The sequence below is a fragment of the Barnesiella sp. B2-R-119 genome (assembly GCF_023656675.1).
Lineage (GTDB): Bacteria > Bacteroidota > Bacteroidia > Bacteroidales > Barnesiellaceae > Barnesiella > Barnesiella intestinihominis.
Genome location: NZ_JAMOKL010000003.1, coordinates 110565 through 127906 on the forward strand (window position 1 = coordinate 110565; position 17342 = coordinate 127906).

Below are 17342 nucleotides of genomic sequence, written 5' to 3' on the forward strand. Positions count from 1 at the left end.
CTGGTTGCTCGTGAAAAAATCTTCCTCACGCTTCGCGTGAGCGTATTTTTTCACGGCAAGCCTTGCCGGAGACCGCCGAAAAACAAACTGGAGGAAGCACAAGAAATAAGAATGCCTACCCGTGTAGGCCATGTATAACGTACAAATGTACGACTCAAAAAAAACATAAGGCTATGGCAGACAAGAGCGCAGAAAAGGAAAGACTGTTCAACGAGTGGTTCACAAAATCCTATGACAGGTTGAGAGGGACGTTACGCCGGTACGGAATGCTGGACGAGGACAATTTCCATGACACCTACCTTTTCGTAAGAAGGCAGGTGCTGGTTCCCGGAAAGGACATAACGGACTATGACGCGTATTTCATCGGATGCTACAAAAAGGCGGCCCTGGTAAAGATTAAAAGGGAGAACCGGTATGCACACCCTGAAGATGATTTCTTCCTCCGATGTGGCGAGGAGGCAAAATTCCTTTCCGAGGACGACCTGAACGGGTGCGAGAGGCTGGTTAAGGACATACTGCGTTTCGTAAGGCAGAAGTTCTCCTACGAGGAATACCGGATGTTCATGCTCAGGTTCTATGAGGCGCAGTTCTCGTTCAAGGCACTGGCGGAATGCATGGGTATCTCGGCATCGGCCATATCGCAGAAAGTATGCAGGATAGTGGACGCGGTACGTACCCACAGCGGTTTCGCATGGAGAAGCCGGATGCTGGCGGTGGAAAGCTTCATGTATTGAAAAACGAAAACAGTCCAACCGATAAAAGAAAGACAATTATGGCACTGATAGTATACAACAGGGAAAACTCCCGTCCGCAGGAAGTCACATACAAGGGAAAGCGGACCATCAACCTTGACAGCAGGGGAACCGTCTATCTGTCAAAGACGATGTCAATCGAATTGGGAATCCTCGGCGGTGGACGGGTGAACTTCGCCCACGATGACGAGACGGGTGACTGGTATATCTGCCGGGCCGACGACAGCGAGGGGTTCATCGTCTGGAAGGATAAAAGATGCGCAAGGTTCTCGGCCGGGTTTATCGTGCAGAGGCTCATGCGGCAGGCGAAGGTGGAGAGGAAGAGCGTGCAGTTCATGATGGCGAGGATGCCGGTAGAGATTGGCGGGGTGGCCTATTACAAGATACTGCTCTCGAATCCGATACTCAGATAGAGGCATGGGCCGGAGTAGTCCGGCTGTATATGACATGATGGAGACAGGCGCATCCGACGGGACAGGAGCCCGGAGGGTGTGCCTGTTTTTATGCGCCGCCATGTTTACACACGGACATGCGGTTGTCACCGGCCGGCATAAGGTCACTCCGGCAAGACCGGGAAACAACATTGCCGGCGGATAATGATATCAGTACGGGATGTGCCGCCATTACAGGAACGGACCGTTCTACCGATACACGGGCAGCCCGCCCCAATTTCAGAATAACATAATGACATAATAAAATAAGGGTCTTTTTTTATAATGGAATCCCCGTATCTTATTGCCATACCGGAAAAATGTTTCCATGTCCCGCCATGTTATGCCAATGTCGTCACCGGATCATAATTTATAAAGAAAACACTCTGTGTATAAATACTTTATGAGCAAATTAAAGTCGTTCATCCGGTGGAAAGAAAACGAAGGGACGGCCGGTATGACAACCGCCCGCCCCTTCATTCACGATCCCGTACGGAACTTTTCTAAAGTTCCTCCGGTCTGGTTCTCGCCTCCCTGTAGCAGCCGTCAAGCAGCTTCTCGATGTCGGAAGAACGGTACAGTATCTTGCCGCCTAGCCGGGTGAAGGCAAGCAGACCGCTGTCCCGGTACTGTTGCAGGCTGCGGCGGCTCACTTTCAGCTTTTCAGCCAGTTCGCGGTCCGTATAGAAGTTCTCGCCCGCCATCGCCGGTGACCTGCCGGCAAAGAGACGCTCCATGGAAACGGAGAGACGCTCGACGGTAGAGAAGAACTCTCTTATATGCTCGCTGCTCTCACGGGTGAGCAGACGGTTATCGGTATTCATCATGACTTGATCTTTTTTTGTTCGACATTCGTTTTTCATGGCCTTTCAGATCGACCTTCCCATACTTTCAGCCCGCTTGCGGCGCTCCTCCACTATCCGGATGATACTTTCCACGTCCCCGGGCTTGTAATAAGTCTTGTGACAGATCTGTGTGTATGCCAGCGTGCCGTTGTCACGGAGGGTCTGCAGGGTTCTCGGGCTGACCTTCAGCAGCAGGCACACCTCCTGGTTGTCCAGCCATTTCTTCTCCTCTATGTCGCCGTACAGCCGGCAGAGGGTGTCCAGCCGGTCCGCGAACGTCCGGAAGGCCGAGAGCATCGCCTCGAAGGTCCTTGCCTCAATGTTCACTATTTCCATAATCACTGTAATTTCAGGTTTGACATCTGTTTCATTCTCTCTTCGGATCCGGATTCCGTGCCGCAATTTAGTGAATCCCAGCGGAACATCCTGAATTTCAAGACAGGATGACTACCTTTGACACCATATGCGTGCCTGTTTCATCCGCAAAGTAAATGATTGTTCCCGGATATGGTTCCGGCCCTTCATCAGATGTCATTATATGTCATCAGATGTCCGGAATAGATATTCAATTGGAATCGAAGCGATCTTTCTTTTTCATAAGATGTACTTTTATTGATTTATACAATAGAAAGATGCGCCAAATGTTATCGTGGAGACGCTTATGAACATGACGGATGTCCATCAGTTTTGTCCCATCCCGGTAAAGAGGCCGGTTATCAGGATGTTCTTCCATATCCGGACTGAAAGATGCCTGCCGGACAAACACTGATGCGGGCATCAGTGTTTGTAACCGGCCATTAATAATTATAACCAACCATTAATGACCGGTTATAATCATTAATGGTTGCAATCGGTCTTTAGTGATTGCAACTGCATCCGTAAAGTTCATGCCCTGCTTCCGATGCGTATAATAATGAAGTTCTCACCGTCCGTACACCCTGAAGCAGAGAATGATACAGAAGAATACGCCAACAGAACCCTAAGTGTCGATCCGTCTGTTTTTTATCGTTTTATTTGCCGGCGACAATCGGTTTCCCGGTATATGGGAAACCATCGTATCAACGTAAATCCAAGTTTCTATGAAAGAAGGAAAAGAAGACATGCCCCTTGTGGGAAAAACGATGGCGGAAGGACATACGCACCGTATGGCCGTCCTGTGTGAGAAGTTGGGAAGTACCCTCAGGGAGATACTTGACGGAACCTGCCCACAGCCGGCAAAGCCGGAGAAGGCACCGAAGCGCCCGGCTTTGGAAAAGTATCGGGAAACTTATCTCATTCCCCCTAAAATCAAGGGACCTAAAGCCGTGTTCATCAGTGAGGAAACTCGTAGTGCCCTGGACATGATCGTCCTGAGACTGGGCTGCCGGGGAATGAGCGTATCCGGGCTGCTGGAGAATCTGGCAAGACGGCATCTTGAAACCTACCGGCAAGACATCGAACGCTGGAGGAAACTTTAGAGTACCGGTGACTGTCAGACCGTGTGAATGACTGCCGGTCGTATATCAGCCGGAACGGATGACTGTAGAAAATATAGGTACACCTCCGGCGGATATACTTTCATTGTCACCTTCCGGACCAGGAATGGAAACGGTTATCTGAAACCATTGATATTAATATTTCCTGTTGTTTTGAAGGGTGGATTCTGTAATAGTAATAGCAAGGTTATGTTTCCGGATTCCCGAAAACCCTTGCTCCCCAGCGCCCGGCGGTTGCAGGGAGGGTAAATCCACTCCCGCCGGTCGCAGATTTTGGAATGAAAGAAGTACGGACGAAAAAGAAAAAACATATGACAAAGGATATGAATGAGATGAAGAAAAAACGCGGCCGTCCGGCACTGGGCAGGACGCGGAAGCTGACCAAGGGAGTGACAGTGAAGTTCTCCCCCGTCAGCTACGAGGCTCTCAGATTCAGGGCAAGGAAGTCCGGCCGGAGTCTGGCGGTCTATATCAGGGAGGTGGCACTGGCGGCCACCGTTACGGCAAGGCATACGCCTGAAGAGAATGCGCTGCTGCGCAGCCTGGCGGGAATGGCGAACAATCTGAACCAACTGACAAAGCTCTCGCACCAGACAGGCTTTTACAGGACAAGGCTGCTGATAGACGGGCTGCTGGGAAAGCTGAAGCGGATCATGGTCTATCTTCTCGGTATGTTGAGCGACAGTCCTTTCAAGTTCTGACAAACGTTTATTAATGGAATACCCCTTTAAAAGATAATCCTTTAATACACTATTCACCCATTTCCTAAAAAGGGTTGCGTTCTTGCTATTAACCCGATATCCTATTGACAGAATCGCATCAAGATTATAATATTTAGTAGTATATCTCTGTTTGCCGTCATTACCCATACGTTCCAAAATGGAACATGTGCTATCTACATCAAGTTCGCCGCTTTTGTAAATGTTGTTCAAATGTTTGGTAATAGCTGGCCTTTTAGTCCCGAACAAGTCGGCTATTTGTTCTTGTGTCAGCCAAACGGTTTCATCTTCCAGCCTCACTTCCAACTTGACCGCTTCATCCGGCTGGTATAATATGATTTCTCCCTGTTCCATTGCTTATTTACCTTTTCTTAATTCATCAAGCCTCTGCATCGCACCGCTGAACTTCTCACTAAACATCATATCATCGGGCAAAACAAACCAGGTGGGAATACCTCTCGACTGTGGATTACCTATACATTCATCTTGCCCGTTCTGTTTGCGGTAATCGTCCCATTCACTATAAGCGATGTTCCAACGAATACCTAATTTATAGGTATTTTCCCATTTAATAATAGCCAGTGAATAGGCCGGATCATCTTTGCCGTCATAAATCACTTCTACAACTTCAACCACCCCTTTAGGGGAATTTATAAACTTCGGATTTTTATACGAATAAGTGCTCATGTCTTTTATTTTTTATTTATAGCACACAAAGATACTCAAAAACAAATATATACATATATACATATATACATACGTATGATTAACGTATAAAAACATTTATGGTTATTCTAATCTTTGATTAATTCCGGTACAGAAACAAAACGTACCGAAAGACGGAAACAGGATTTATTTCGGTACGCTTCCCCGATCGGCACAAAAAACACGCAAAAAACGAAAAATACTACTTTTAGTATTTTAGTATATTAGTTTTTGACTATATTTGCGGACATGACAACCATTTAAAAAACTGAATTTATGAGCAAAGCAAAAGTAATCTCCGTATTGAATCACAAAGGGGGAGTAGGAAAGACTACAACCACGATCAACCTGGGCGGCGCGTTACGTCAAAAAGGGTACAAGGTTCTTTTGATCGACCTTGACGGACAAGCCAACCTGACTGAATCGCTGGGCTTCTCTGCGGAGCTTCCCCAAACGATCTACGGTGCGATGAAAGGCGAATACGACCTGCCGATCTACGAGCATAAGGACGGCCTTAGCGTCGTTCCCTCCTGCCTGGATCTCTCGGCCGTTGAAACGGAGTTAATCAACGAGGCCGGGCGGGAACTTATCTTAGCCCACCTTATCAAGGGCCAAAAGGAGAAATTCGATTATATCCTGATCGACTGTCCCCCCTCGCTGTCGCTGCTCACGCTTAACGCACTGACGGCCTCGGATCGGCTGATTATCCCGGTTCAGGCTCAATTCCTGGCAATGCGTGGAATGGCCAAACTTATGCAGGTCGTCCACAAGGTGCAGCAACGTTTGAACTCGGATCTTTCGATAGCCGGGGTTCTGATAACCCAGTACGACGGAAGAAAGAACCTGAACAAGAGCGTTTCGGAACTGGTACAGGAAACATTCCAGGGCAAAGTGTTCAGCACCCATATACGCAACTCCATTACGCTGGCCGAAGCCCCGACACAAGGGCAGGATATTTTTCACTATGCCCCCAAATCTGCCGGGGCAGAGGACTACGAAAAGGTATGTAACGAACTGCTAACAGAAATAAAGTAACCATATGGCAAAGAAGAACGATTTAAAAAACAGTATGTCGGCCGGGCTGACCGGGGGATTAGACAGCCTGATCCAATCCACGGCCGGGCAAAAAGAGGCTCAAAAGCCGAAGAAAGCGAAAACCGTGCATTGTAATTTTGTCATGGACGAAACCTATCACCAGAACTTAAAGCTGATCGCGATCCGCAAAGGCGATTCGCTAAAATCGGTATTGCAAGAGGCTATATCTGACTACTTGGATAAAAACAGTTCCCTGCTATAACAGCGTATCGGGAATATACAGGGCAAACACTCCACAAAAGAAATTCTCCAGGAAAAAGGTACGCAAAAAGCACCCCTACACATCAAAAAGTATATTGAAAATGCGATTCCCTATAAAGAACCCGTTGGCGGGATTAATCTTGCGTATGTTTAACCTGCCAACGGGTACGATATTAATTAAACGTTTACGTCTTTTGCCGCATTAACCCAGCCTGTTGTCTCTGCATCAAACTGGATCGGATTCAACACAGCCTCTCCCTGATCATCATAACCACCACCGAAAATCAACGTGTAGATATGACGCTTGCCCTGTTCCCATGTATCTCCGAACGGAACATAAATTGTTTTGTATTCGCTTGCTGAACCCAACAGATAAGCTCCGGACTGCCGGATTTTGCAGGCGATCTCCAGATAACATTGCTTCGCATTATCGGCCTCCAACTTGCTTTTGGTGGCTGTTTCGGAAACTTTCCAAGCAGTCAGCTCCTGTGGTATATTCAGCATAGGAGTATTTGTGGTAATATCGGTAGCTTCGGTATTGCTATTGACCGTGATGTTTGCGTTTTTCACTACGGTAAATGCGTGTGGAAATGCTAAATCAGACGAACTCCAACTTCCCGTTCCATCGGCTGTCGCAGGCAATGTGAAGGCGCCGGCAAATTTGAAATTATGAATCTTGATCACGTCGATGTCCACCTGCATGTTATCGTATTGGGTCTTTGCTTTGAATACGACCTGTGACAGAATATGTTTGAAATTAAATTTCACTATTCCGTTGTTCATGTCTTTTGTCTGGCCTTTGGCCATGGCATACATCACGTCGTAGTTTGCATGAGTACCGGTTCCATACTCATCCATGCAGGTATAACTTATCTTTTGGACATCCTTGGTGGCTTCCCAACTATAAAACACCATCATGTCTTCACTAACCGTTCCGGGATTGAACGCGTAAAAGTCCAAAGCCTCGGTAGGCCAATAACGAAGGTCGCTCGCATTGTCATAATCCCACTTACCATTTTTGTACACGATCTTCACTCCGTCATGTTCAAATTCCGTGTCGTTCTTTCCCATGAAGGCAGTACCATCCGCCGTAAAAGCGAACACGTCGAAATCGGTGTTCTTCAAGTTGGTGTTGGTAGTAGGGGTAGCCCTCGTTTCCGCCGCATTACTTAACACGTTAAAACCAATCGCATTTCGTGAGGAGGTTTCCACATTCGCAATCTCCTCGTCTGAGCAACCCATGAGTAGAGCTCCAAAGATTGCCCAAAGCATTACTGTACTTTTTTTCATAAATAAAAACAATTTAAATTGATACATATAATTAACAAACTCGATTACAACACTATATCCACATTCACATCATCCCAATCATCAACGTCCACATCAAATCCCGGACCGCCACTTCCCGGCTCGGATGGTACCTCATAATCAAAATTCAACACCAGATGCACATCACCGATATGCCCCGCTACCGGGACATCATGCACTTGGTCGCTCACGTCCTGTTCCAATACAGACATGCTGCCTGAACGGTTCTTGAGATACAGCCGGAAAACATTGGGCTCTCCTTCAAGTGCGGAATGTCCAAACGTATAGAATCCGCCTATAATCTGATTCCGTGAAACCATTCCATCAAAGAGCAGGCTCTCCGAAAGATCGGCGGGCAAACTGTCGCCGGACATGTTAAGCGAGCCGGACATGCCGGAAAGAGCGGCCCGCAAATCCGCCACCCTGTCCAGTCCCCGAAGACCGTTCACCTCATACGTGTAGTGACATACCATGTTTACGGGAGTTAGCCGTACTATCTCCGCGCTACCTCCCGGAATGTCCTTGAGGATAACTCTGTCTATATGGTCGCCACACAGCCAGGGTGGGGTGACGGCCATTGTCCGGTTATCCGGCGACCGAACATCACGCGTATCGGCAGTAAAAAGCGTGTAACTGCCGTTTCCTTTCCAAACCATCCCGTCGGTATCGTAGTTGAAGCAAATTACCCGGTAATCATTCTCGGGTAGCTCCACTTCCCCATCCTCTCCTCCGGGGAAATCAAATGTCCACGTGTTGCTTTCATCGTCGGTCGGATAAAATACGACCCTCATGCCTTCAGGCTTGTCATGATTGGAAATCTTGGTCCAGTCGAATACTACCCGCACCGTGACAAAGTGCGGATGATCGTAACATAAATCCTTATGCTCACAAGCCGTCAGTCCTATCCATAAAAATATGGACACCAGACAAAAGCGTATCCGTATCACTGCCTGCCTCCTTTCTTCCCGTTGTAGTTGCCACGGCCGATCAACCACACCAAAGAGATCCCCGCCTTGGTCGGGCCGAACCAGCGGCGGTTTTTAGTGGTCTGCCATACATAGTGACCGTCCAAAGGGATGTACTCCTTGTACGATCCTCCAAGGTAGCCGATTCCCAACGTGAAATCCACATTGAACCGATGTCCCACAGGTAACGAGTAGCCGTAAGCCACGCCTCCCCCGTAACTCCATTTATCCCCCAAGTAACCTTTCCCACCCAATTCGAAATCATAGGTGACGATCTGCCCGTACAATCCGACATGATGCCCGGAAAACGGTTTTTCCACCGCTCTCCGACCGAACCAGCGGCGCAACTCCACATCTCCCCCATAGATACGCCAGTAGTTATGCTTCCGATCACTTTTCCACCAGGCATACATCCAATTCCCGGCCACAGACCAGTTCTTCCCCAAACAGAACTCAACCCCGATGTCAGGTATCAAAACAGCGTCATAAAGCAAGTTTGTTTTCACCGCCATGCAAAACGGCCGTTTCTTTACCGGAGCTATGACGGTAACGGTATCACGGATGCACAACGTATCACGTGTATGTATATATACCGTATCTCTGACGGGATTCATCGGATCACTATCATAGCATATTTTCACCATCGACGAACGAAGTTTCGGAAAATGGAATTTATACAAATATGAGTATGGCCTCCCCCCTTTCAGTCTTTTCAGTTCTCCCCCCAAATAAGGGCTGTCCTGGTTTTCCAAACGGACGATCTTCTCCAACAAACGAAGGACATCCTCCCTCTCCGGAACATTCACATCCGCTCTCACCATCGTTATAAGTCCGTTCCAGTCACTTCCCGAAAAATGAAAATCCTTCTCCAATACCGGAATCTTTATATAAGGTGATATATACCGCCACAAAACCTCTGCTCGTTTTTCAGACAGCCTTCCATTCAATAGCCCCCCTCCTTCCGGGGAAGCTCCTCCTATTATTTGAATTTTCCTGATAAGACGGACGGAGTCGTTCAATGCGGAACAGATTTTAGCAAACCGCTCCATCTCGTTCCCATTGTCAAGTAAACATGTATCTATATTTACCTTTCCTTGATGAAAATAGATCCTTACCGAATCACGCTTCTCCTGAGCGGATATTTCTCCGCTTATACTCAACACGAGCACGAACAATACACATTTAATATAAAAAAAACATCTTTTCGTCATTTAATCATTTGTTAATATGACAATCCAAACCCAGGCTTTTACACCCCTTGAATTTCGACCGCAAAAATACATACCTATAAACCAACCTCCAAAGCAAAAAACAAGTATTTTAAACTTATAAATACTTAAAAAGACAACCACACAACAGCTACAACACTTACCACAGCAGCCAATCACGCTTACACAACAATTAAAAACACTTAACATCATAAAGAAAAGTACTTAAACATACAAAAAAAAAAAAAAACAGTTATTTTTGCAGGAAACATTATACTTAATAACACTTAAAACAATAAAACACATGAAAATCAGCACAAAAGCCGCTACTTTTCTAAGTTCAATAAAAACTCAAACTTACGACAAAAAAGAAAGAGAAATGATAATAACGTATCAACAAAAACGTGTCTTTCATCTATCCCTGCTCATGCTGGCCTTATGCGCACCCATATACATATATTCAGTTCCATTTCCCAATGAACAGTTTTATTATATTAACAGCGTATTATTCCTGTTTATCATTATGTGCACTCTCGCTTATTTTAAAAAGAGAGTAAATCTGACCACGACCTTTTCCATTATACTGATAGCCATACATATCGAGATTTTTATCGAAATAATTTATTGCTCAATATGTAGCGGATATGAATATAGTTATCAAAGAGCATTGATAATGAGTAACATTACTATCTCTCTCTTATTTACCATGCTTTCCATCTGTGCCTATATGAGTAATATCTCCATCCTATTGTCCTCCCTTACCATAGCTTCCTATACAATCTGCACACTTATCACCGACGAACCGTTCCTATACAGTTATCTGCCTTTGATCATCATCATATACACCATGATCCCCTTATTAGGAAGATCCTTACACAGTAATATCAGCAGCTTGCTAAAAAGTAGCAACTTGCTAAAAGAGGAAGAGGAAATGCTTTTGAAACGTCTCCAAATGAAAAAGGAAGAACTATTCGCGTTCGCCGAGTTGTTAAGCGAGAATAACCCGGAAGAAAAGACAAGCTCCCTGTTAAACATAATAGGGGAACAATCCAAAGAAAATCTTTTTACAGCCCTTGCCGCATACCAGAAAAAGGAAAAAAGTAAACTTGATACAATCAGGAGAATATATCCCAATTTATCCCCGTCCGAATTAAACATCTGCCGTTTAATACTGCAAGACAAGACCGTCAGCCAAATATGCGAATTATTACATCGGAGTAGCGGAAACATAACCAGCCAACGAGCGAACATACGTGCCAAACTCGGACTGAAAAAAAGCGACAATTTAAAAGAAGCATTACAAGAACGCATGAGGCTGTATGAAGAAGAACACCACCGGCAAGAGGAGTTTTCAGCCATGCGTTAGGGATTGCAGAGTAAAGCCCACAGCCTTTAGGCGAGGACTTGAAACGTAAAGCCCGACCGTCCCACGGGAACGCCCAAAAGAAAAAAAATCCCCCGAACATTCATCCGGGGGACATTCAGGCCGTCACGTCAATTATAATACAGATTAAGATCATCCATACCGATCTCCTTCCCGTCCCGGAAAGAAAGGCTCTTTTTCTCGATCTCCTTTCCGTTCTTGTAAACGGTCACAACCCACTGCATCGGCTCGTTCACGACACCGTCCTCCCCGTCCACGACACTACCGGAAACGGCGAACTCGATCGCCTTTCCCGTCGTGGTTAACGTCACCTTTTCGACGGCCAGTTCTTCATCGCTTAGAATCAACGGGCTTGCGAGGCTTTCCCCCGTCGCCCCGTCTTTCAACCGCGTACCGTTGGCGACTACCACGACCGACTTAATGAAGCTGCGGAAATCTCCCGACTGCTCGATCGTTACCTCATACATCGCCCCTTTTCCTCCCGGTTCGTCGTCGTCCTTGCTGCAACCGACGAAACACAATGCCATGCACACGCATACGGCCGACAAATACAAATACTTTCTCATACCTTCAATTATTTAAGTTTATAAATAGATCACGCACCCCAGGCCGACATGGTTGTTATTCCGGAGAATGGAGTTAAACAACATTTCAAACCTGTATTCGGCAAAAAGAGCCACTTTCGGGCTTAGCAACATTTCCGGCCTTATCCCGACCTCGTATCCATACACGAAAGCCTTGCTTTTCGCCAGGTACACAAGATCGCTTTTCGCCTTGGCTTTTTGGTAGCCGATCGTCCCGGCTGCGATCCCCAGGAGCGAGAATTTCCGTCCTTTCAGGGCGTAATAGGCCAGCTCCGGGCCGACCGTCACGGTGTTTGCCTTTACCAGATCTCGGTTTAGATTCCGGTAATTAAGGTTTGCCCCCACCTTGAAAGCCTTGTACACCTTTCCAAAACCGAACGTCCCCTGCACCTGACTTTCATCCACGATATAGCCCAGCTTCACGTTCATATACTGGCTTCCGATATATTGTGCCCTGCACACGGCCACCAGATATGGCAAAGGACTACAGAAAAAAGAAGAAATCATGTGTACCATTGGACGGATATCAGGCGGAACAGCTCGCGAGACTTATCATTGCGGAAACCGAAAGGAAGGTGCATTACGGCACGGAAAGGAAGAAACGGATTGCGGCACCCAGCGGTGCCGTAATTCTTTTCTGAACACCACATTCACGCCGATGCCTCCGCCGGAACTGTTCTCGGAAAGTCCTGACGGAAAGCCGTGCAACCTGATCACGCGGGAAAACTACGAGTACCTGCGTGATTCCTTTTTCAGATATGCGAGTCTTATGAAAAAGGAAGCGGTACATGCACCGGGACTCACAATGGCGGAAGGAATAACGAGACTGCATGATGAAATGAGCGACCTTGTCGGCAATGACATGAATGTAAACATCGAGCAGGATGGGGAAAGACTCATTTTCCGTCTCTGGAAATGCCACAGATGGGGAGAACTTACGCTGTATTACTTCCCTGTGAAATTTGTGGAAAATCTCGGGCCGGAACTGAGACGCATATCTGTCACCTTCATCCACAACCTGATGCAGGCAAACGGAATTGACACCATACTGGACGAGGATGACACGGAATATGCGCTTACCTGGCTGGCTGAAGAGAATGACGACGAACAGGACGACAGGAAAAAACGGCTGAAACTGCTGCATTCATACGAGAAAGGCAGGATACACAGTCTGCTCAGGAGAGTGGAACGGAAATCCTACTACAAGGACCTGCCGAAGGCAATCGGACGGTATAAGCCGGCGAACGGATACGAACAGTCCCTGCTCTCCGCCATGAAGGAAGGTCTGGAATTCCTCTCGCCTGAACGCGGCATCATGGAATACGGCTACGACCCGTTTTATGAAGAGGAACCGGACTACCTGCCCATGTATCTCAACAGGCAGATAAGGGTCGTCTATGACTGCAATGATCCCGTGACGGACAACCTCGTGGACTACTACAACTCCTACAGCCGGGAGACATACGACATCATTCCGGTCACCACCTGTGACCTGTCTCCGGAAACGGAGGAACTGTTCCGCATGGACGACTACCCGGAACGCTTCTTCAAATGGGCGGAAAAATTTATCAACATCACAATATAAACCAATCTGAAAGCATATGATAGACAGCAACGAACTGACCAGAAAGATCAAGACACCGCTCAACCCCAGGGCGGCACTGATAGCCTATGCCTCGGAAGGGGACAAGAACTTCTTCCTTGAAATCCGGGGTATTGACGACCGGGGAAACATGACGGAAGGAAGACCGGTGACACTGGAATTCATGAACACCCTCGTGAAGGAATACTCGGAAAGACACGGTACCACTCCATACGGGAAGATACCCGACAACCTGCTGTATTGCGACTCGCGCAAGGGCAGCGAAAGATACGTGTGGTACAATCCACCGCACAAGCGGATGATGTTCTTCAGCACCGCACTCAAAATAGAAAACGCGGAATATTACCTGCCGGGAGTAATCTACGAGGCCGGAGAGCACGGAATGAGAATCTATGCCTACAAGGGGAACGTTCCCAGACCGGATACCGTACTGTATGCCGCACCGTTCTTCAACGTGACAGGTTCCAGCGTATGTCTGGGAAACGCCAGGATAGAGCTGCCGAAGGACCTGACCTATGAAAAGCTGCTGCAGTACTGGGAACGGAAATTCTGGCTGACGGAATTCACCCACCTGGGAGGGAACGGGAACCCGACAAGGTCAAACCTCGTGCTGGTGGCAAAGGCGGCACGGGACAGGGACTTCAACCTCGACGAACTGAAACAACTGAACAACATAAAACTTAAAGACATACTGAAATGAAAAGAGTACACTACATCGACAACTATCTCATAAACCCGCAGCATCCGGTAACGGTAAACCTTATCGGAGCGGGAGGAACAGGCTCACAGGTGCTTACCTGCCTGGCCAGGCTTGACACGGCACTGAGGGGACTCGGACATCCCGGACTGTTCGTGACACTGTATGATTCCGACATCGTGACGGAAGCCAACATCGGGCGGCAGCTCTTCAGCCCTTCGGACATCGGACTGAACAAGGCGCAGTGCCTCGTCACACGCATGAACAACTTCTTCGGCAACGACTGGAAGGCGGTACCGGACATCTATCCGGCAGCCCTGAAGGACGCCAGACGGGATAATCTGGCCAACATAATGATTACCTGCACGGACAACATAAAGTCCCGTCTCGACCTCTGGAACATACTGAAAGCCGTGCCGGTTTCGGAATACAGAAGCCACGAAACACCACTGTACTGGATGGACTTCGGCAACATGCAGAATACGGGACAGGTCATCCTCGGAACCGTACCTAAGAAAATCAGACAGCCGGCATCCAAGCTGTACGAAACGGTGGAATCGCTGAAGGTGATCACACGATATGTCAAATACGCAAGAGTGAAGGAAAAGGATTCCGGACCGAGCTGTTCGCTGGCGGAGGCTCTGGAGAAACAGGACCTGTTCATCAACTCCACACTGGCACAGCTCGGCTGCAACATCCTGTGGAAAATGTTCCGCAACGGTATGATCGAGCATCACGGGCTGTACCTGAATCTCTCCACCATGAAAGTGAATCCGATAACTGTATAATATCAAAGCGTTTCCGTATGATTAAAATATAAAAAAGAACTCAGGAAAATAATCCTGAAAACCAATATTTTTCGTAACTTTGTATCAAAATCAAATAAGCATAACAATGGAGCCATCTATATACAGTTTTTCACTTTATACCGCACTGCCGTTGATGTTATTCTTCGGCTTTTATTTTTTGTTTGCAAAGACTCCTGAAAAGAAAATTTTCAAGAATTATCTCCGCTCCCGACAGATTATGGGTATAGCTATGCTGCTGCTTTCGGCAAATTATTCGGTACATTTCTTCTTTGGTATCCGATTCAAAAATGCGGATTCTGCCATATTGATGAACATGTCCACATACTTCCTGTGCTATTCTCTGTTCAGTTCGGCATTGATAATGTTGCTTGATCGTTTTTACATTACCAAACGGCGTGTGTGGACACATATCATTTTATGGATTATATTTTCAACTCTTTCCGGAGTTGTGTTGTTCCTGTTGCCAAGCGGAATCATGCAAAAATTCTCTTTATTTGCTTTAGCTGTATGGTTAGTCGTTTTTGGAGTCGTTTTAGCTCGCAGAGTCATAATTGCATACCGTAGAGCCATTCGGATTTTCAATGAAACTCAGGCGGATGATATAGGTACATATATCGAATGGCTTTCCATATTCACTTATTGGGCTGTTATCTTCGGTGTCGGATGCGGATTGCTGACATTTCTGCCAGACAAATATGTTTTTATCTGGATTTTGTCGTCAATACCGTTCTACAGCTATCTTTTCTACAGCTATCAGAACTACCTGCTGTTCTATGAACAGGTGGAAAATGCTTTTGAGCAAGATATACAGTCTGAAGAAGAACTTCTGACAGATACGGAAACAGAACCTGAAATAGTTTCTGAGAAAGAAGTTCCAGTGTCCTATACAGAAATTATAGAGAAAGTGGCCAACTGGATAAAGACAGACGGCTATGTCCAGCAGGGACTTACCATAAAAGAACTGTCCGAAATACTTCACACAAACCGTACCTATCTTTCCGCTTATATCAAGACTACGTATAAAATGACATTCCGCGAATGGATAACCGGTCTCCGGTTGGAGTATGCGAAAAACATACTGAAAGAGCATCCGGAAATCAATATACAGAAGCTGGCTGAGTCTTCCGGTTTTCTTTCCCGCAGTAACTTTATCAAATCATTTACAGAGAAGGAAGGATGTACGCCTGGCAAGTGGAAAAAAGCAAATCTGGAATAATTTGTGTGGTAAAAAGCCGATGAAAAAGCTCTCAGAAACCCATTTTCAAAAAGTGCTCAAGCGACAAAAAAGTGCTAATTCGACAAAAAAAGTGCTCAAACGACAATTTGAAAAGTGCTCAAACGACAATTTTTATAAAACGCTGTATTTCAACAGAAAAAGTTTTTGTAATATTTTGGGCGCTGAATGGCATTTATTACCTTTGGAGAAGACAAAGATAATAAATTCAAGTTTATATGAGCAGAAAAATCACTTTTCTCACCCTGTTTCTGTGGCTGATGACGGTAACTTTTCCTGTCATTGCGCAGCAGAAAGCAGACACGACCTACACCTTCCGGTTCGTTACGCAGAAGGACATGTTCTACGTGCCTTGGAATGGCAATGACACGGAACTTGCCCGTCTGCTGGAATGCATCGAGCGCAACAGAACGGACATTCTTGACGGCAGGCTGCCGCTGCTGGTTGACGGCTACTGCAACTCGCTGGGCAGTGAAACCGAGAACCTTGCCACGGCGAAGATCCGTGCCAACCGTGTGAAATCCGAACTGATTATCCGTGCGGAAATCAAGGAAGAAAACTTTATCACCCGCAACCATGCGACAGAGGGAGACTTTGTCACCGTGCGCCTGACGGTACCGGTCAAGGAAACAGCCGTGACGGATGCGGAAGCGGAAGCACGACGCAAGGCGGAAGCCGAACGACTGGAAGCCGAGAAGCGTGCCGAACAGGAACGACTTGCCGAAGAGCAGCGCAAGGCGGAAGAAGCCCGACTTGCCGCTGAAAAGGCAGAAGCCGAGAAAGCCGCTCAACAAAATACACTTGCCGACACGCCGTCGGAAACCAAAATCACAACTGATTATCATCTCTCCCTGCGTGCCAACCTGCTGCGCTGGGCTACCCTGACACCCGACCTTGGCGTGGAATGGCGCATCTGCCCATCGTGGGGCATTGCCGTAAACGGCTCGTGGACTTCATGGACGTGGAGCGACAAGGACCGCCGCTATGCACTCTGGGAAGTGGCTCCGGAAGTGCGTTACTATATGGGTGAGAAGAAAGCCTGGTATCTGGGCGCGCTGTTCAAGGCCGGACAGTTCAACTACAAGCTCTCCGAAACAGGCAAACAGGGCGACCTGATGGGTGGCGGCATCACCGCCGGCCACCAGCTGCGGCTGAACAAGGCACTGGCTCTTGATTTCAACCTCGGTCTGGGCTACCTGAATGCCGACTATGAGAAATATGAGGTCATCGACGGCGTGCGTGTACGCCACGGCAACGAGACAAAAGATTGGTGGGGCCCCATCAATGCCGGTGTGACATTGGTATGGAAGTTATTCTAACACGGAGG

Annotated in this window: 21 protein-coding genes and 1 pseudogene; 13 read left to right on the forward strand and 9 right to left on the reverse strand. The window is 47.2% G+C overall.

Features of this window, described 5'->3' with window-relative positions:
• The first annotated feature begins 173 nt into the window (after positions 1-173).
• Genes NBH06_RS06865 through NBH06_RS06875 form a run of 3 tightly spaced genes read left to right on the forward strand, consistent with a single transcriptional unit; the run spans position 174 to position 1349 of the window.
• Entirely contained in the window at positions 174-734 is a 561-nt protein-coding gene (locus tag NBH06_RS06865; protein WP_004330050.1) for a sigma-70 RNA polymerase sigma factor region 4 domain-containing protein, read from the forward strand.
• Positions 735-772: 38 nt separating this feature from the next.
• A complete protein-coding gene (locus tag NBH06_RS06870) occupies positions 773-1165 on the forward strand; it encodes a hypothetical protein (RefSeq protein WP_004320820.1) in 393 nt (130 codons plus the stop codon).
• Between the two features lie 4 nt (positions 1166-1169).
• On the forward strand, positions 1170-1349 hold the full coding sequence (locus NBH06_RS06875; protein ID WP_081443390.1) for a hypothetical protein: 180 nt from the start codon (positions 1170-1172) through the stop codon (positions 1347-1349).
• Positions 1350-1686: 337 nt separating this feature from the next.
• Here the strand turns inward: NBH06_RS06875 and NBH06_RS06880 are convergent, their stop codons facing one another.
• Together NBH06_RS06880 and NBH06_RS06885 are read right to left on the reverse strand one after the other, a co-directional pair.
• Positions 1687-2010: a helix-turn-helix domain-containing protein gene (locus NBH06_RS06880; RefSeq protein ID WP_004295308.1), complete on the reverse strand. Its 324-nt coding sequence runs from the start codon at positions 2008-2010 to the stop codon at positions 1687-1689.
• 42 nt (positions 2011-2052) lie between these two features.
• A complete protein-coding gene (locus NBH06_RS06885) occupies positions 2053-2364 on the reverse strand; it encodes a helix-turn-helix domain-containing protein (RefSeq protein ID WP_004330047.1) in 312 nt (103 codons plus the stop codon).
• 743 nt (positions 2365-3107) lie between these two features.
• On the opposite strand from NBH06_RS06885, the gene NBH06_RS13710 reads away from it, so the two are divergent.
• Positions 3108-3485: a DUF3408 domain-containing protein gene (locus NBH06_RS13710; protein ID WP_004330044.1), complete on the forward strand. Its 378-nt coding sequence runs from the start codon at positions 3108-3110 to the stop codon at positions 3483-3485.
• 329 nt (positions 3486-3814) lie between these two features.
• A complete protein-coding gene (locus NBH06_RS06895; RefSeq protein ID WP_014776481.1) occupies positions 3815-4204 on the forward strand; it encodes a plasmid mobilization protein in 390 nt (129 codons plus the stop codon).
• Here the strand turns inward: NBH06_RS06895 and NBH06_RS06900 are convergent.
• Positions 4160-4576: pseudogene (locus NBH06_RS06900) on the reverse strand (virulence RhuM family protein); the annotation flags it as partial. The gene NBH06_RS06895 and the pseudogene NBH06_RS06900 overlap by 45 nt on opposite strands.
• A 3-nt stretch (positions 4577-4579) precedes the next feature.
• Positions 4580-4909, reverse strand: coding sequence for a hypothetical protein (locus NBH06_RS06905; RefSeq protein ID WP_005868799.1), 330 nt, complete (start codon positions 4907-4909; stop codon positions 4580-4582).
• Between the two features lie 294 nt (positions 4910-5203).
• Here NBH06_RS06905 and NBH06_RS06910 point away from each other — a divergent pair, with 294 nt between their 5' ends.
• On the forward strand, positions 5204-5962 hold the full coding sequence (locus NBH06_RS06910) for a ParA family protein (protein WP_250793481.1): 759 nt from the start codon (positions 5204-5206) through the stop codon (positions 5960-5962).
• A 4-nt stretch (positions 5963-5966) separates the two neighbouring features.
• Complete coding sequence (locus NBH06_RS06915; RefSeq protein WP_005648607.1) at positions 5967-6224, forward strand: hypothetical protein; 258 nt, start codon at positions 5967-5969, stop codon at positions 6222-6224.
• A 176-nt stretch (positions 6225-6400) separates the two neighbouring features.
• Here the strand turns inward: NBH06_RS06915 and NBH06_RS06920 are convergent, their stop codons facing one another.
• Genes NBH06_RS06920 through NBH06_RS06930 form a run of 3 tightly spaced genes read right to left on the reverse strand, consistent with a single transcriptional unit; the run spans position 6401 to position 9707 of the window.
• Complete coding sequence (locus NBH06_RS06920; RefSeq protein ID WP_250793483.1) at positions 6401-7513, reverse strand: fimbrillin family protein; 1113 nt, start codon at positions 7511-7513, stop codon at positions 6401-6403.
• Between the two features lie 44 nt (positions 7514-7557).
• Positions 7558-8478, reverse strand: coding sequence for a DUF5119 domain-containing protein (locus tag NBH06_RS06925; RefSeq protein WP_250793485.1), 921 nt, complete (start codon positions 8476-8478; stop codon positions 7558-7560).
• Positions 8475-9707 (reverse strand): DUF3575 domain-containing protein, encoded by a 1233-nt coding sequence (locus NBH06_RS06930; RefSeq protein ID WP_179138481.1) that lies wholly within the window; start codon positions 9705-9707, stop codon positions 8475-8477. Before NBH06_RS06930 ends, NBH06_RS06925 begins: the two co-directional genes overlap by 4 nt.
• A gap of 301 nt (positions 9708-10008) precedes the next feature.
• Here NBH06_RS06930 and NBH06_RS06935 point away from each other — a divergent pair, with 301 nt between their 5' ends.
• Positions 10009-11070 (forward strand): helix-turn-helix domain-containing protein, encoded by a 1062-nt coding sequence (locus NBH06_RS06935; protein WP_118024036.1) that lies wholly within the window; start codon positions 10009-10011, stop codon positions 11068-11070.
• 128 nt (positions 11071-11198) lie between these two features.
• On the opposite strand, the gene NBH06_RS06940 is transcribed toward NBH06_RS06935, so the two are convergent.
• Positions 11199-11654 carry a DUF4425 family protein gene (locus tag NBH06_RS06940; protein ID WP_014776477.1) on the reverse strand — a complete coding sequence of 152 codons (456 nt, stop codon included), beginning with the start codon at positions 11652-11654 and terminating at the stop codon, positions 11199-11201.
• 18 nt (positions 11655-11672) lie between these two features.
• The gene (locus NBH06_RS06945; RefSeq protein ID WP_225739830.1) at positions 11673-12101 is read right to left on the reverse strand and encodes a conjugal transfer protein TraO; all 429 of its coding nucleotides are present in this window, start codon (positions 12099-12101) and stop codon (positions 11673-11675) included.
• 76 nt (positions 12102-12177) lie between these two features.
• Between NBH06_RS06945 and NBH06_RS06950 the strand changes: the two genes are divergently transcribed.
• From NBH06_RS06950 to NBH06_RS06970, 5 genes are all read left to right on the forward strand, one after another.
• Positions 12178-13257 (forward strand): hypothetical protein, encoded by a 1080-nt coding sequence (locus NBH06_RS06950; protein WP_075965635.1) that lies wholly within the window; start codon positions 12178-12180, stop codon positions 13255-13257.
• A gap of 16 nt (positions 13258-13273) precedes the next feature.
• Positions 13274-13975, forward strand: coding sequence for a prokaryotic E2 ligase family D protein (locus tag NBH06_RS06955; RefSeq protein ID WP_250793487.1), 702 nt, complete (start codon positions 13274-13276; stop codon positions 13973-13975).
• Positions 13972-14760, forward strand: coding sequence for a PRTRC system ThiF family protein (locus NBH06_RS06960; RefSeq protein WP_075965637.1), 789 nt, complete (start codon positions 13972-13974; stop codon positions 14758-14760). Before NBH06_RS06955 ends, NBH06_RS06960 begins: the two co-directional genes overlap by 4 nt.
• Positions 14761-14914: 154 nt before the next feature.
• Positions 14915-15997: a helix-turn-helix domain-containing protein gene (locus NBH06_RS06965; RefSeq protein WP_007749116.1), complete on the forward strand. Its 1083-nt coding sequence runs from the start codon at positions 14915-14917 to the stop codon at positions 15995-15997.
• A gap of 236 nt (positions 15998-16233) precedes the next feature.
• A complete protein-coding gene (locus NBH06_RS06970) occupies positions 16234-17334 on the forward strand; it encodes a DUF3575 domain-containing protein (protein ID WP_250793489.1) in 1101 nt (366 codons plus the stop codon).
• The last annotated feature ends 8 nt before the right edge of the window (positions 17335-17342 follow it).